The sequence below is a fragment of the Bacteroides sp. HF-4919 genome (genome assembly GCF_018860125.1).
Genome location: NZ_JAHKNF010000001.1, coordinates 541,307 through 556,709, shown reverse-complemented (window position 1 = coordinate 556,709; position 15,403 = coordinate 541,307). Strand labels below are relative to the sequence as shown.

At 43.0% G+C, this 15,403-nt stretch carries 8 protein-coding genes; all 8 read left to right on the top strand.

The genetic code is table 11. From position 1 onward, the window contains the following. The first annotated feature begins 17 nt into the window (after window positions 1–17). The 8 genes from KO473_RS02405 to KO473_RS02370 all read left to right on the top strand — a co-directional run bounded on the left by KO473_RS02405 (window position 18) and on the right by KO473_RS02370 (window position 15,395). Window positions 18–2,030, top strand: coding sequence for a family 20 glycosylhydrolase (locus tag KO473_RS02405; protein WP_005819541.1), 2,013 nt, complete (start codon window positions 18–20; stop codon window positions 2,028–2,030). A gap of 20 nt (window positions 2,031–2,050) precedes the next feature. Continuing rightward, entirely contained in the window at window positions 2,051–2,713 is a 663-nt protein-coding gene (locus KO473_RS02400) for an SGNH/GDSL hydrolase family protein (protein ID WP_022012119.1), read from the top strand. Beyond that, complete coding sequence (locus KO473_RS02395; RefSeq protein WP_005819542.1) at window positions 2,710–4,782, top strand: GDSL-type esterase/lipase family protein; 2,073 nt, start codon at window positions 2,710–2,712, stop codon at window positions 4,780–4,782. The genes KO473_RS02400 and KO473_RS02395 overlap by 4 nt, the downstream gene beginning before the upstream one ends. 21 nt (window positions 4,783–4,803) lie before the next feature. Then, window positions 4,804–7,374: a glycoside hydrolase family 2 protein gene (locus tag KO473_RS02390; RefSeq protein WP_005819543.1), complete on the top strand. Its 2,571-nt coding sequence runs from the start codon at window positions 4,804–4,806 to the stop codon at window positions 7,372–7,374. A 19-nt stretch (window positions 7,375–7,393) separates the two neighbouring features. Then, entirely contained in the window at window positions 7,394–9,718 is a 2,325-nt protein-coding gene (locus KO473_RS02385; RefSeq protein ID WP_005819544.1) for a family 20 glycosylhydrolase, read from the top strand. A 10-nt stretch (window positions 9,719–9,728) separates the two neighbouring features. Beyond that, the gene (locus tag KO473_RS02380; protein ID WP_005819545.1) at window positions 9,729–10,943 is read left to right on the top strand and encodes a cyclically-permuted mutarotase family protein; all 1,215 of its coding nucleotides are present in this window, start codon (window positions 9,729–9,731) and stop codon (window positions 10,941–10,943) included. Between the two features lie 67 nt (window positions 10,944–11,010). Next, entirely contained in the window at window positions 11,011–13,083 is a 2,073-nt protein-coding gene (locus KO473_RS02375; RefSeq protein WP_005819546.1) for a family 20 glycosylhydrolase, read from the top strand. 62 nt (window positions 13,084–13,145) lie between these two features. Next, complete coding sequence (locus tag KO473_RS02370) at window positions 13,146–15,395, top strand: GH92 family glycosyl hydrolase (RefSeq protein WP_122130690.1); 2,250 nt, start codon at window positions 13,146–13,148, stop codon at window positions 15,393–15,395. The last annotated feature ends 8 nt before the right edge of the window (window positions 15,396–15,403 follow it).

Sequence of the window (15,403 nt, the reverse complement as noted above, 5' to 3'; positions counted from 1 at the left end):
AAACTAAATAAACACCGATGAGAAATAAACAAATTTTCTTAATCAGTTTCATTATTTACTTATGCACAATTTCTACGGTCCGGGCAGGTGAATATCACCTGCTTCCGGAGCCGCAAAAGTTCACTCCTTTAAGTTCCAGCTTTGTACTGGGCAGAACAAAGCTTTCTACTCCGGTGCTTCGGCAAGAGTGGGAAGCTTTTGTTGTCGATAGGGGTGGAGTCATTGATGACAAAGCTCGTGCAAGTATTGAAGTGAAACTGGTACCTTCATTAGAAGAGGTACCTTTGAACGCAGACGAAGCTTATCGCCTGGTGGTAAATAATGGTAAAGTTACGGTTGAGGCTGTGACGGAGCATGGTGTGTATTGGGCTATGCAAACTTTGGCCCAGTTACAGGATGTGCGAAAGAAAAAGGCAACATTCAACGGTTGTTCAATTGTTGACTGGCCTGCTTTCCGAATACGTGGCTTTATGCAGGATGTAGGGCGTACGTATATGTCGATTGAAGAATTGAAACGTGAAATTGCTGTTCTTTCACGTTTTAAAATTAATGTCTTTCATTGGCACCTGACTGAAAATCAATCGTGGAGGCTGGAAAGTAAAATTTTTCCGATGCTGAATGACAGTGTGAATACGACTCGTATGCCGGGTAAATACTATACATTGGAAGAAGCGAAAGATTTAGTCGCTTTTTGTAAAGCGCATAATATACTTTTAATCCCGGAATTTGATATGCCGGGGCATAGTGAGGCTTTTGTCCGTACATTCCGTCATGATATGCAGAGCCCGGAAGGAATGAAAATTCTTAAATTGCTGGTAGATGAAGTTTGCGAGACTTTTGATGTACCTTATCTTCATATTGGTACGGATGAAGTTCGGTTTACCAATCTAAAGTTCGTTCCGGAAATGGTCGAATATGTCCGTGCCAAAGGAAAGAAAGTAATTTCGTGGAATCCGGGATGGCATTATAAACCTGGCGAAATTGATATGACGCATTTGTGGAGTTATCGTGGAAAAGCCCAAAAAGGTATTCCCGCAATTGATTCTAAGTTTCATTATCTCAATCATTTTGATACTTTTGGCGATATCATTGCATTGTATAACAGCCGTATTTATAATGTTGAGCAAGGAAGTGACGATATTGCAGGGACAATTCTTGCCATCTGGAATGACCGTTACGTAGCTAACGAACGCAATATTATACTTGAGAATAATTTCTATCCTAATATGCTGGCTATTGCTGAACGTGCATGGAAAGGCGGAGGTACAGAATATTTTGATAAGAATGGTACTATCTTACCTTCTGAAGACTCTCCGGAGTTTAAAGAATTTGCTGATTTTGAGAATCGTATGCTTTGGCATAAAGAGCATACATTTAAGGGATATCCGTTCGCCTATGTAAAACAGACGAATGTAAAATGGAATATTACTGATGCATTTCCTAATGGTGGAGATTTGAATAAAGTCTTTCCTCCGGAACAGGAATTGAAGGATTCTTATTTATATGAAGGAAAAGAGTATGGGGTACACCCTGCCATTGGTGCGGGTATCTATCTTCGTCATGTATGGGGGAAAATGGTACCTACTTTCTATAAAGATCCGCAAGAGAATCATACGGCTTATGCCTATACATGGGTTTACTCTCCGAAAGATCAGGAAGTAGGGCTATGGGCTGAATTTCAGAATTATGGTCGTTCGGAAATGGACTTGGCTCCGTTACAAGGTAAATGGGACTATAAAGGCAGCCGTATCTGGATCAATAATGAAGAAATACAGCCGCCTGTATGGACAGCTACTCATAGTACAAAGAGTAATGAAATAGCGTTGGGAAATGAAAATTGTGTGGCACGTCCGCCTATCGCCGTACATCTGAATAAAGGCTGGAATAAAGTTTTCCTGAAATTGCCGGTTGGCAAATTCAATATGCCCGAGGTGCGGTTGGTGAAGTGGATGTTTACTACAGTTTTTGTAACTCCTGACGGAGAAAATGCAGTGGACGGACTTATCTATTCGCCCGACAAAACGAAGTGATCGAGAAAAAATAAAAACGAATGAAGAAAATTTTATTAATGATGTTGTTGCTCGCCTCAATGGCGGGCAACGCACAGGAACGCAAATATTCTACGTTCTATTATCAACGTGCAACTCTGTTTGAGGAGCTGCCTGTGACTTCAAAAGATATCATTTTTCTGGGTAATAGTATTACTAACGGGGGAGAATGGAGTGAATTATTGAATAATAAGCATGTCAAAAACCGGGGAATCAGTGGTGATATCTGTATGGGTGTTTATGATCGGCTGGATGCGATTTTAAAAGGAAAACCCGCTAAAATATTCTTGTTGATCGGTATAAATGATGTAAGCCGGGGCACCTCTGCGGATACAATTGTTCATCGTATTGGTATGATTACTCAAAAAATTAAACAAGAATCTCCAAAAACAAAGCTATATTTGCAAAGTGTACTTCCGGTAACCGATCATTATAAGATGTTTGGCGGACATACGTCACGTTGGCAAGAGGTGAAAAAGATTAATGAAGGGCTGCTTCGGCTGGCTGACAGAGAACACGTGACCTATATTGATCTCTATTCTCATTTTGTTGATGAGAAGACCGGCAAGATGAATATTGAGTATACAAATGATGGTTTACACTTACTGGGTAAAGGCTACCTTAAATGGGTGGATATTGTTAAACCTTATATAAACAAGAAATGAAAAAGATACTATTCTTATCTCTATTTTTGATGATTTGCGCAGTTTTGTCCGCACAGAAGCGGATAAAAGTTGCTTGCGTGGGGAATAGTATTACGTATGGGTATACTCTTCCAAATCCGGCAACGGATTCTTATCCTTCACAGTTGCAGCAACTTTTGGGCGATACTTATGAAGTTGGAAATTTCGGAAAATCAGGGGCTACTTTATTAAATAAAGGACACCGCCCTTACATGCAGCAGGAAGAATTTAAAAAAGCGCTTGCCTTTGTCGGTGATATTGTTGTTATTCACTTGGGAATCAATGATACGGATCCTCGTGACTGGCCGAACTATCGTGATCATTTCGTGAAAGATTATCTGGCATTGATTGATTCTTTCCGTGTTGTTAATCCTAAATGTCATATTATTATTGCCCGACTGACACCGATTGCCGATCGTCATCCTCGTTTTGAGTCGGGTACCCGTGATTGGCATGGAGAAATTCAGCAAAGTATCGAGACAATAGCTAAATATGCCGGGGTTCAGTTGATGGATTTCCATGCGCCGCTTTATCCGTATCCGTATCTTCTTCCGGATGCTGTACATCCTAATGTAGAGGGTGCCGGCATTCTTGCGAAAACGGTATATTCTGCGATTACGGGAGATTTCGGTGGATTACACTTATCTGAACTGTATACTGACAATATGGTGCTTCAACATGGGCAGCCTCTGACTATCAGTGGCAAAGCAAACGCAGGAGAAAAAGTGACTGTAGCAATAGCTAAACAGAAACAGTCTGTGAAAACTGCTTCCAATGGTGATTGGGCGATCACTCTCCAGCCTTTGAAGGCTGGAGGCCCATATACTTTGACTGTTTCTGCGGGAAAGCAGAAACAAGCTTTCAATAATGTATTAGCCGGAGAGGTATGGCTTTGTTCCGGACAATCGAACATGGAGTTCTATCTTGGTTGGAGTAAAACTGCTAAAAGGGATATTCCGCAAGCCGCCAATGATCAGATTCGTTTGTTCGATATGAAGGCGCGCTGGCGTACAGATGCTGTTGAATGGGATGAGTCCGTATTGGATTCATTAAATCATCTGCAATATTATAAAGATACCGAATGGACAGTTTGTTCGCCCGCTACTGCCGGTTCTTTCTCTGCGGTAGCTTACTATTTTGGTAAAATGCTGCAGGACAGTCTAAAGGTACCTGTCGGATTGATTTGTAACGCAATCGGCGGTTCGCCTACCGAAGCATGGGTAGACCGTAATACATTGGAATATAAATTTCCGGCTATATTACGTAACTGGACTCAAAATGACTTTATCCAAGACTGGGTACGCGGTCGTGCCGCTCTTAATGTGAAAAAGGCGGATAGCAAACAGCAACGTCATCCTTATGAACCTTGTTACCTGTATGAGGCCGGTATCCGTCCTTTAGAACAATATCCTATTAAAGGTATTATTTGGTATCAGGGTGAATCGAATGCACATAATCGTGAGGCACACGAGAAATTGTTTAAACTATTGGTTGAAAGTTGGCGTAAAAACTGGGAAAATAAAGATTTGCCATTTTATTATGTGCAGTTGTCAAGCATCAATCGTCCGTCATGGCCATGGTTCCGTGATAGCCAGCGCAGAATGATGTATGAGATTCCTAATACAGGTATGGCAGTATCGAGTGACCTGGGTGATTCGCTTGATGTACACCCCAAACACAAACAGCCTGTTGGGGAGCGTTTGGCACATTGGGCTTTGAATCAGACTTATGGAAAGAAGAATGTAACGCCTTCGGGGCCGATGTTCCGCAATGTAGAGTTCCGTGATGGTGCTGCTTACGTGTCATTTGATTGTGCTGAAGGTATGCATTCATCGGATGGGAAACCGTTACGGACATTCGAAGTGGCTGAAACAGAGGATGTTTATTATCCGGCTACAGCCGAAGTTGTAGGAAATCAAATAAAAGTATATAGTAAAGAAGTGAAGAATCCTCTTCGTGTACGTTACGGCTGGCAGCCTTTCACCCGGGCCAATCTGGTCAATGGTGATGGTTTACCGGCATCTACGTTCCGTACGGACTGGGGAAGATAAACTTGAAAAAGAGAGCAGTTTATGATGAAAAAATTATTGTATGGACTTGTATGTTGTTGCGGTTTAGCTTATGGGCAAAACAGGGACACTTCGGATGTGTTAATGTTGAATGACGATTGGTCATTCTCACAGGTGGGGACAGAAAAATGGCTACCAGCTACTGTCCCGGGCACTGTTCATCAGGATTTGATTCATCATAAATTGCTACCCGATCCGTTCTATGGTACCAATGAAAAGAAGATTCAGTGGGTGGAAAATGAGGATTGGGAATATAAAACCAGTTTTGTCGTTACAGAAGAGCAGTTGAAGAGAGATGCCGCCCAGCTTTCCTTTGAGGGACTGGATACTTATGCGGATGTTTATTTGAATGGTTCTCTGATTCTGAAATCAGATAATATGTTTGTGGGCTATGTAGTTCCCGTAAAACAAGTATTACGTAAAGGGGAGAATCTGCTGCATGTTTATTTTCATTCTCCGATAAAACAAACCCTTCCACAGTGGTCCTCCAATGGATTTAATTATCCGGCAGATAATGATCACCACGAAAAACGTCTTAGTGTATTTACCAGGAAAGCTCCTTATAGTTATGGATGGGATTGGGGAATCCGTATGGTTACAAGCGGTATCTGGCGTCCTGTTACTCTTCGTTTTTATGATGTTGCTACTATTGCAGATTTTCATGTGAAGCAGCTTAGTCTGACAGATCAGGTTGCAAAACTCTCTAATGAATTGGAAATTAATAGTATTTCTGAGAAAGAAAAGCCTGCTGAGGTCTTGATCTCTTATTCATTGGAAGGAGGAGAGGAAGTGATGGTAAAGGAAAATGTAACATTAAAACCGGGTTTAAATCAAGTCCAAATTCCATTGGATATTCAGAACCCCGTGCGTTGGATGCCCAATGGGTGGGGGAAACCTCATTTGTATGATTTCTCAGTGCAGGTGGTGTGTGATGGCAAAACGGTCGCCGCACGGCAGCATCGAATCGGACTTCGCACGATATGCGTAGTGAACGAAAAAGACAAAGATGGAGAATCTTTTTATTTTGAGGTGAATGGCATCCCGATGTTCGCAAAAGGAGCAAACTATATTCCTGATGATGCGTTGCTCCCCAATATAACTACCGAACGTTATAGGACTCTGTTTCAAGATATGAAAGAGGCTAATATGAATATGGTTCGTATATGGGGTGGGGGAACTTATGAAGACGATCGTTTCTATGATCTGGCAGATGAAAATGGTATTCTTGTCTGGCAGGATTTTATGTTTGCATGTACTTCCTATCCAAGTGATCCTACTTTCTTGAAGCGAGTGGAAGAGGAGGCGGAATATAATCTCAAACGTCTGCGAAACCACGCTTCACTCGCCATGTGGTGTGGGAATAATGAAATTCTGGAAGGATTAAAATACTGGGGATGGCAAAAGAATTATACTCCGGAAGTATATGAAAACATGTTCCGGGGATATGATAAGTTATTCCGGGGATTGCTGCCTGCAAAGGTGAAAGAACTTGATGAAGGGCGTTTCTACAAACATACTTCTCCCTATTTCGCAAATTGGGGACGTCCGGAGTCCTGGGGCACTGGCGATAGTCATAACTGGGGTGTGTGGTATGGCAAAAAGCCTTTTGAGTCATTAGATACCGATTTGCCTCGTTTCATGAGCGAATTCGGTTTCCAGTCGTTCCCTGAAATGAAGACGATTGCTACTTTTGCGTCTCCGAAAGATTATCAGATTGAATCGGAGGTAATGAACGGACACCAGAAAAGCAGTATCGGTAACGATTTGATACGAACTTATATGGAGCGTGATTATGTTGTTCCTGAGAAGTTTGAAGACTTTGTATATATCGGACTTGTACTTCAGGGGCATGGTATGCGCCATGGCATGGAAGCACATCGTCGCAACCGGCCTTATTGTATGGGGACATTGTACTGGCAGCTTAATGATAGTTGGCCTGTCGTTTCCTGGTCAAGTATAGACTATTATGGCAATTGGAAGGCATTGCACTATCAGGCAAAGCGAGCTTTTGCGCCACTGCTGGTCAATGCGATACAAGAAGGTGATAGTTTGAGTGTTTATCTGATATCTGATTTGCTGGAAGAACAGAGTCAGCTTACACTTGAAATGAAAGTGACTGACTTTAATGGCAAGACATTAGATAAGGAAGTTGTCAGGGCAGTCGAGGTTCCGGCGAATGTTTCTTCTTGTATCTTTCGTAAACCGTTGAGTGAGTGGGTGACATCGGAACATCGTAAAAACAGTTTCTTACTACTTGCTTTGAAAGATAAAACCGGTAAGAAAATAGCTGAAGAGGTTTATTTCTTTAATAAGACTAAGGATTTGGAGTTGCCCCAAACAAATGTTTCTATGAAAGTAAAGCAATCCGATGGTAAGTGTGAAGTGACCTTATCGTCTTCTAAGCTGGCTAAAGATGTATTTATCCAGATTCCTGTTCAGGGCGCCCGTTTCAGTGATAATTTCTTTGATCTGTTGCCGGGGGAAAACAAGAAGATAACGATTACGTCTCCGGATATTAAGAAAGGAGAACAGCAAAATATTACAGTGAAACATGTACGAGATACCTATAACTAACACCTATTAAATAATTTGTATGAGAAATCTTTTTAAAATTGCCGGTTTACTGGCGCTCACGGGATTTATTTCTTCGTGTAACGACAAAGAGACTACAGCTAATTACCAGGTAATTCCTTTACCTCAGGAAATTACTACTGCTCAAAGCCAACCATTTACATTGAATGGTAGTGTGAAAATCATCTATCCGGAAGGAAATGAAAAGATGCAACGTAATGCCCAATTCCTGGCGAACTATCTGAAGAAAGCTACAGGTAAGGATTATGCAGTTGAAGCTGGAACTGAAGGTAAAGGTGCCATTCTGCTTAAATTGGGTATGGAATCAGAGAACCCTGAAGCTTATCAGTTGAGTGTGAATGCAGATGGTGTAACCATTGCTGCTCCCACTGAAGCCGGTGTATTCTATGGTATCCAGACGTTACGCAAGTCTATTCCGGTTGCCATTGGTACAACTCCTTCATTGCCGGCTGTAGAAATCAACGACTATCCTCGTTTCAGCTATCGTGGTGCCCACTTTGATGTGGGACGTCATTTCTTCACAGTAGATGAAGTAAAGACATATATCGATATGATGGCTTTGCATAACATGAACCGTTTGCATTGGCATTTGACAGAGGACCAGGGTTGGAGACTTGAGATCAAGAAATATCCTAAGTTGACAGAAATCGGTTCAAAGAGATCGGAAACTGTAATCGGACGTAATTCAGGAGAATATGATGGAAAACCTTATGGTGGTTTCTATACTCAGGAAGAAGCAAAAGAAATCGTAGCTTATGCTGCCGATCGTTATATCACTGTTATTCCGGAAATTGACCTTCCGGGACATATGCAGGGAGCATTGGCTGCTTATCCCCATTTGGGATGTACCGGTGGTCCGTATGAAGTTTGGAAGATATGGGGAGTATCCGATCAGGTATTGTGTGCAGGTAATGACAGTGTACTGACCTTTATCGATGATGTACTGACAGAAGTTATGGATATCTTCCCATCTGAATATATTCATGTTGGTGGTGATGAATGTCCGAAGAGTGAATGGGCGAAATGTCCGAAGTGTCAGGCTCGTATCAAAGCTTTGGGAATCAAGAGTGATGCTAAGCATTCAAAAGAAGAGTATTTGCAGAGTTTTGTTATCAACCATGCAGAAAAATTCCTGAACGAGCACGGACGTCAGATTATCGGCTGGGATGAAATTTTGGAAGGTGGACTCGCTCCGAATGCAACCGTGATGTCATGGCGTGGTGAAGGTGGCGGTATCGAGGCTGCCAAGCAGAAACATGATGTTATCATGACTCCGAACACTTATCTGTACTTTGACTACTATCAGACCAAAGATACTGAGAATGAACCTTTGGCTATTGGTGGTTATTTACCTTTGGAGAGAGTGTATAGTTATGAGCCAATGCCCTCTTCATTGACTCCGGAAGAGCAAAAATATATTATTGGTGTACAAGCTAATCTTTGGACGGAATACATTCCTACTTTCTCTCAGGCTCAGTATATGGTGTTGCCGCGTTGGGCTGCTTTAGCAGAGGTGCAATGGTCTAATCCTGAAAAGAAGAATTATGAAAACTTCCTGACCCGTTTGCCACAATTGATTAATATATATGAAGCTGAAGGATATAATTATGCCAAACATGTATTTGATGTGAAATCCGAGTTTGTTGCTAATTCGGCCACAGGAGCAGTAGATGTAGTGATGACTACTATTGACGGTGCTCCCATCCATTATACATTAGATGGAACTGAGCCTACGGCAGCTTCTCCCGTATGTGACAGTATTCTTACGATTAAGGAAAGTTGTACTTTAAAGGCGGTTGCTGTTCGTCCTACCGGAAACAGCAAAATGCTGACTGAAAAGATTGCTTTCAGTAAATCTACTTCAAAGCCTATTAAAGCTAATCAGCCTGTAAACAAGCAATATGAGTTTGGTGGTGTTTCTACATTAGTAGACGGACTGAAAGGAAATGGTAACTACAAAACCGGCCGTTGGATCGCATTCTATAAGAATGATATGGATGTAACAATTGACTTGCAGCAACCTACCGAAATTTCAAGTGTGGCTATTACAACTTGTGTTGAGAAGGGTGACTGGGTATTCGATGCACGTTCTTTCTCAATTGAGGTTTCAGATGATGATAAGACTTTTACTAAAGTTGCTTCTGAAGCATATCCCGAGATGAAAGAGACAGATCGCAATGGGCTTTATGAGCACAAATTGACTTTTGATCCGGTGAAAACCCGTTATGTGAAAGTGGTTGCAACGTCGGAACACTCCATTCCGGCATGGCATGGTGGTAAAGGTAACCCGGGTTTCTTATTTGTAGATGAAATTACGTTGAATTGAAAAAATAGAAATGACAGAAACTAAAACGATTCGTTTTCTTTCTATCATTGGATGTTTACTTGCCGGGATGGCTGCTTCGTGCAGCTCCCGGCAAGTTGCGCCTAATGAAGAAGGGATTAGCGTGCAGAAAATGACCGGATTCCCCGAAGGAGAACCCGGTTTTTCTTTGGGTGTATCGGCATGTTATGCCGGCATCTATCAGGGAGAGTTATTGATTGCCGGCGGATGTAATTTTCCGGAAACGCCGGCAGCCGAAGGAGGAAAGAAGAAATTCTACCAAGGTATTTATGCCGCTGACGCTTCTGCAGACTCAGTTTTTATATGGAGACAGGTCGGTCAGTTACCTGTTGCTGCTGCTTATGGAGTTTCGGTTTCGACTCCTCAAGGGGTCATTTGTGTGGGTGGATCGAACGAAAATAGATCCTTATCTGCTGTTTACCGCCTTTCTTTGACTGACGATAAACAGACTGTGATTGTAGACACACTGCCTTCTTTACCTTGTACAATGGATAATATGAGCGGTTCAGTAGTGGATTATACACTTTTCGTAGCCGGAGGCAATGTGGATGGTAAACCTTCGAATGCACTTTATTGCCTCAGTCTGAGTAACCCGGAGACCGGATGGCAGAGGCTTCCCGATTTTCCGGGTTCTCCCCGTGTACAACCGGTATGTGTAGGGCAACGTAAAGAGGGGGAAGCCCTTCTATATTTATGGGGAGGTTTTGCCGGTGCATCCGATGGACGGTCTGCAACCCTTTCTACTGACGGATATTGCTATTCTCCATCTTTGCAACAATGGCAGTCGGTATCTGTTCCGGTTGGCAATGATTCTGTGCCCGTCGCTTTGGGTGGTGGAGCCGGTATAGCACTGACGGACAGTCTGATACTTTGTACCGGTGGAGTCAACAAAGATATTTTCTTTTCTGCTCTTCAGCGCGAGGAAATGATGAAGACAGCCGTAGCCAATGGTAAACAAACTGTTGTAGACAGTCTAAAGTTGGAAGCAAAAAAGTATATGTTGCATCCGGCAGGATGGTATCGTTTTAATGACCGGATTTTGATTTATAATACACGCCGGGATAAGTGGGAAGAGGCTGTTCGGAGTGAAGATGTTGCCCGTGCCGGTGCTGCATTGACAGGGCAGGGACAGATCTTCTTTAATATCAATGGTGAGCTGAAGCCGGGAATCCGTACCCCGGAAATAGTTAAGATAATGATTGACTGATTGCAGATAATCTGACATTTTACTTATATTTGTACATTGAAAACAAAAAACTAAAACCAATCATATCATGATAAAACCTACAATGAAAATTTGTACTTTCTTGCTTGCAGCCGGTTTGATGATAGCAACAGCTGGTGTGAAAGCGCAGTCTGTCATTCCTATTCCTCTCCGGATGGAGCAAGGTAGCGGTACTTTTCTATTTACCGGTGACACTAAGCTGTATACCAACCTGAAAGGTGAAGAGAAGAAAATGTTGATGGATTATCTGGAGACATTACCTATCCATTTCAAAAACGGTAAAAAGCAAACGAAAGAGAACGTGGTCTCTCTTATGATAACGAAGGCTAATCCTCAGTTATCTTCTCCCGAGAGCTATATGCTGGAGGTAACTCCGCATAAAATAACAGTGCAGGCTACTTCCGGTGCCGGATTATTCTATGGTGTCCAGACTCTTTTGCAAATGGCTCAACCCGCAATGGAGGGTGCCTGGTCAGTTCAGGCTACAGCGATTCAGGATTCGCCACGCTTCGAATATCGTGGGCTGATGCTCGATGTTTCACGGCATTTTCGTTCTAAGGAGTTTGTGAAAAAGCAGATAGATGCATTGGCTTATTATAAACTTAATCGCCTGCATTTGCATCTTACCGATGCTGCCGGTTGGCGTATCGAGATTAAGAAATATCCTTTATTGACGGAACTTGCTGCCTGGCGTCCGGAAGCCAACTGGAAAAGATGGTGGAATGAAGGTGGGCGGAAATATTGTCGTTTTGATGCTCCCGGTGCTTCCGGAGGTTATTATACGCAGGATGATATTCGTGAATTGGTCAATTATGCCCGTGAACGTCATATTACTATTATTCCTGAGATAGAGATGCCTGCCCATTCGGAAGAGGTTCTGACTGCCTATCCGGAACTGTCTTGTTCAGGAGAGCCTTATAAGAATGCCGATTTTTGTGTCGGAAACGAGAAAACCTTTACTTTTCTTGAAGATGTGTTGACGGAAGTTATGGAGCTTTTCCCTTCCCAATACATTCATGTTGGAGGTGATGAGGCCGGAAAAGCTGCTTGGAAAACCTGCCCTAAATGCCAAAAACGCATGAAGGATGAGCAACTGGATAATGTAGATGAGTTACAGAGTTATCTGATTCATCGTGTGGAGGTATTCCTCAATGCCCATGGCCGCAAGTTACTGGGATGGGATGAAATTCTGCAAGGTGGATTGGCACCTAATGCCACTGTAATGTCATGGCGTGGTGAACAAGGTGGTATCGATGCCGTAAAATCCGGTCATCAGGCGATTATGACTCCCGGTTCGCACTGTTATATAGATAGTTATCAGGATGCTCCTTATTCTCAGCCCGAAGCCATCGGAGGATATCTGCCATTGGAAAAAGTATACTCTTACAATCCGATTCCCGCTTCGCTTACACCCGATGAAGCAAAATTGATTTATGGTGTTCAAGCCAATCTTTGGGCAGAATATATTCAGACTGACGAGCATTGTGAATACATGATTTATCCTCGTATTCTTGCGTTGGCCGAAGTGGCTTGGTCTGCACCTGAACGGAAATCATGGACTGATTTTCGTCCCCGTGCTTTAAAGGCTGTAGGATATTTACAATCCAAAGGATATCATCCGTTCGATTTGAAAAAGGAGATCGGCAATCGGCCGGAAGCAGCGCAACCGATTCAGCATCTTGCATTGGGCAAGACCGTAAAATATAATGCTCCCTACAATTCGTCTTATCCGGCACAAGGTGATAAAACCCTGACTGATGGAATCCGTGGGAGTTGGACCTATAGCGACGGGGCATGGCAGGGATTTATTTCCCGCGATCGTTTGGACGTAACTATCGATATGGGAGAATCGACAGATCTGCATTTGATTGGTGCTGATTTTATGCAGGTAGTGGGTCCTGAAGTATTTCTGCCTGTCGAAGTGATAATTTCTGTCTCGGAAGATGGAGAAAACTTCACTGAGCTGAGCCGTCAGACGCATGAAGTGGTTAAATCGGATGCTGTAGTATTTAAGAACTATGCATGGAACGGAAATGCCAAAGGACGTTATGTCCGTTACCAGGCTCGTGCCGGAGAGGAATTCGGGGGATGGGTGTTTACAGACGAAATCGTTGTAAAGTAACTCTTTCCGCAGGTCCGGTAAAACCGAACGTATAAATTAGATAAATATAGAGTATTGAAAGAATGAAGAAACTACCTTATTTAGTATCACTTGCAGCCGTTTGGCTGTCCATAGCAGTGGCTTCTGCGCAAGAGAGTCCGGTGGATTATGTGAACCCGTTTATCGGAACAACGAATTACGGAACAACGAATCCCGGAGCCATCTGTCCGCAAGGCATGATGTCGGTTGTCCCTTTCAATGTGATGGGAGGAAAGTCCGTTGGTAATAAAATAGATAAAGACAGCCAATGGTGGTCTACTCCTTATGAACATACCAATGCTTATTTTACCGGATTTTCACACGTCAATCTGAGTGGAGTGGGATGTCCGGAGTTGGGCTCTTTACTGTTGATGCCTACAACCGGAAAGCTGAACGTCGATTATTTACAGTACGGAAGTGCTTATAAAGACGAAAAGGCCACGCCCGGTTATTACTCGAATATCCTGACTAAATACGGAATCAAGAATGAGGTTTCGGCCACTTTACGTACCGGAATCACTCGTTTCACTTTTCCTAAAGGAGAAAGTAATATTTTGCTGAATCTTGGCGAAGGGTTGACTAATGAAACGGGAGCTACCGTCCGTTTTGTCAATGAGCGTGAGATAGAGGGGACTAAACTGCTGGGTACTTTTTGCTACAATCCGCAAGCTGTGTTTCCCATTTATTTTGTAATGCGTATCAATAAAATCCCTCGTGCCCGTGGCTATTGGAAAAAGATGCGTCCGATGACAGTAGAAGCCCAGTGGGACAATACGTCCGGCAAGAATAAATTGTATACTGCTTATACCAAGGAGATGAGTGGCGATGACATTGGTACATGGTTTACTTTCGATACCGAAGAAGGCGAAACCATCGAGGTAAGCATGGGAGTGTCCTTTGTCAGCATAGCCAATGCCCGTCTTAATCTGGATAAGGAACAGGCTGGTAAAGGATTTGATCAGATTCGTGCCGAAGCACGTTCCATGTGGGAGGACGATCTTTCGCGTATCCTCGTTGAAGGTGGCACGAAAGAGCAGAAGACAGTGTTCTATACCGCTATGTATCACTTGCTGATCCATCCGAATATTTTGCAGGATGTGAACGGACAATATCCGGCTATGGAAGGCAGTGAGATCCTTACAACGAAGGGAAATCGTTATACCGTGTTTTCTCTTTGGGATACCTATCGTAATGTACATCAGCTGATGACCCTGCTTTTCCCTGATCGCCAACTGGACATGGTTCGCACGATGGTCGATATGTATAAAGAACACGGCTGGCTGCCCAAATGGGAACTTTACGGCCGTGAAACGCTTACTATGGAGGGTGATCCGAGTATTCCCGTTATCGTAGATACCTGGATGAAAGGCTTACGTGACTTTGATGTACAGGCAGCTTATGAAGCCATGTATAAGTCCGCTACGACTCCGGGTAAAGATAATCTGATGCGTCCCGATATCGATGATTACATTGCTAAAGGATATGTACCTTTGACAGAGCAGTATGACAATTCTGTTTCGCATGCACTTGAATATTATATTGCCGATTATGCCTTGTCTCGTTTTGCTCAGGCTTTAGGAAAGAAAGAAGATGCAAAATTGTTCTATGACCGTTCATTGGGCTATAAACATTATTACAGCAAAGAATTTGGTACATTGCGTCCTATTTTACCCGATGGAACATTTTACTCTCCGTTCGACCCGATGGAGGGTGCCAATTTTGCTCCCAGTCCCGGTTTTCATGAAGGCAATTCCTGGAACTACACTTTTTATGTTCCCCATGACATTGCAGGTTTAACCCGTCTGATGGGAGGTAAGAAGAAGTTTGTGGATAAATTGCAGAAAGTCTTTGATGAGGGGCTATACGATCCGGCTAATGAACCGGATATTGCCTATCCTTATTTGTTCAGCTACTTCAAGGGAGAAGAGTGGCGTACTCAGAAACAGGTGAAACGGCTGCTTGCTGAATATTTCACTGACCAGCCTAATGGTATTCCCGGTAATGATGATACCGGAACCATGTCGGCATGGGCCATTTTCAGTATGATAGGTCTCTATCCCGATTGTCCGGGAATGCCCGACTATACACTGACTACACCTACTTTCGACAAAGTGACTATTCGGCTTGATCCGAAGTATTACAAAGAAAAAGAATTGGTTATTACGGCTGTTCGTCCCGGAAATGATGCCGATCTGATCAAAGAGGTGAAGTTGAATGGAAAGAAACATGCAGGCTATCGTATCAGCCATGATGAGTTGGTACATGCCGGAACGATGGAATTTATATTAAAATAAAAACAGAT

Coding starts and splice junctions, on each gene's coding strand:
- KO473_RS02390 (WP_005819543.1), top strand. CDS start 4,804: ATGATGAAAAAATTATTGTATGGACTTGTATGTTGTTGCGGTTTAGCT.
- KO473_RS02395 (WP_005819542.1), top strand. CDS start 2,710: ATGAAAAAGATACTATTCTTATCTCTATTTTTGATGATTTGCGCAGTT.
- KO473_RS02380 (WP_005819545.1), top strand. CDS start 9,729: ATGACAGAAACTAAAACGATTCGTTTTCTTTCTATCATTGGATGTTTA.
- KO473_RS02375 (WP_005819546.1), top strand. CDS start 11,011: ATGATAAAACCTACAATGAAAATTTGTACTTTCTTGCTTGCAGCCGGT.
- KO473_RS02370 (WP_122130690.1), top strand. CDS start 13,146: ATGAAGAAACTACCTTATTTAGTATCACTTGCAGCCGTTTGGCTGTCC.
- KO473_RS02385 (WP_005819544.1), top strand. CDS start 7,394: ATGAGAAATCTTTTTAAAATTGCCGGTTTACTGGCGCTCACGGGATTT.
- KO473_RS02405 (WP_005819541.1), top strand. CDS start 18: ATGAGAAATAAACAAATTTTCTTAATCAGTTTCATTATTTACTTATGC.
- KO473_RS02400 (WP_022012119.1), top strand. CDS start 2,051: ATGAAGAAAATTTTATTAATGATGTTGTTGCTCGCCTCAATGGCGGGC.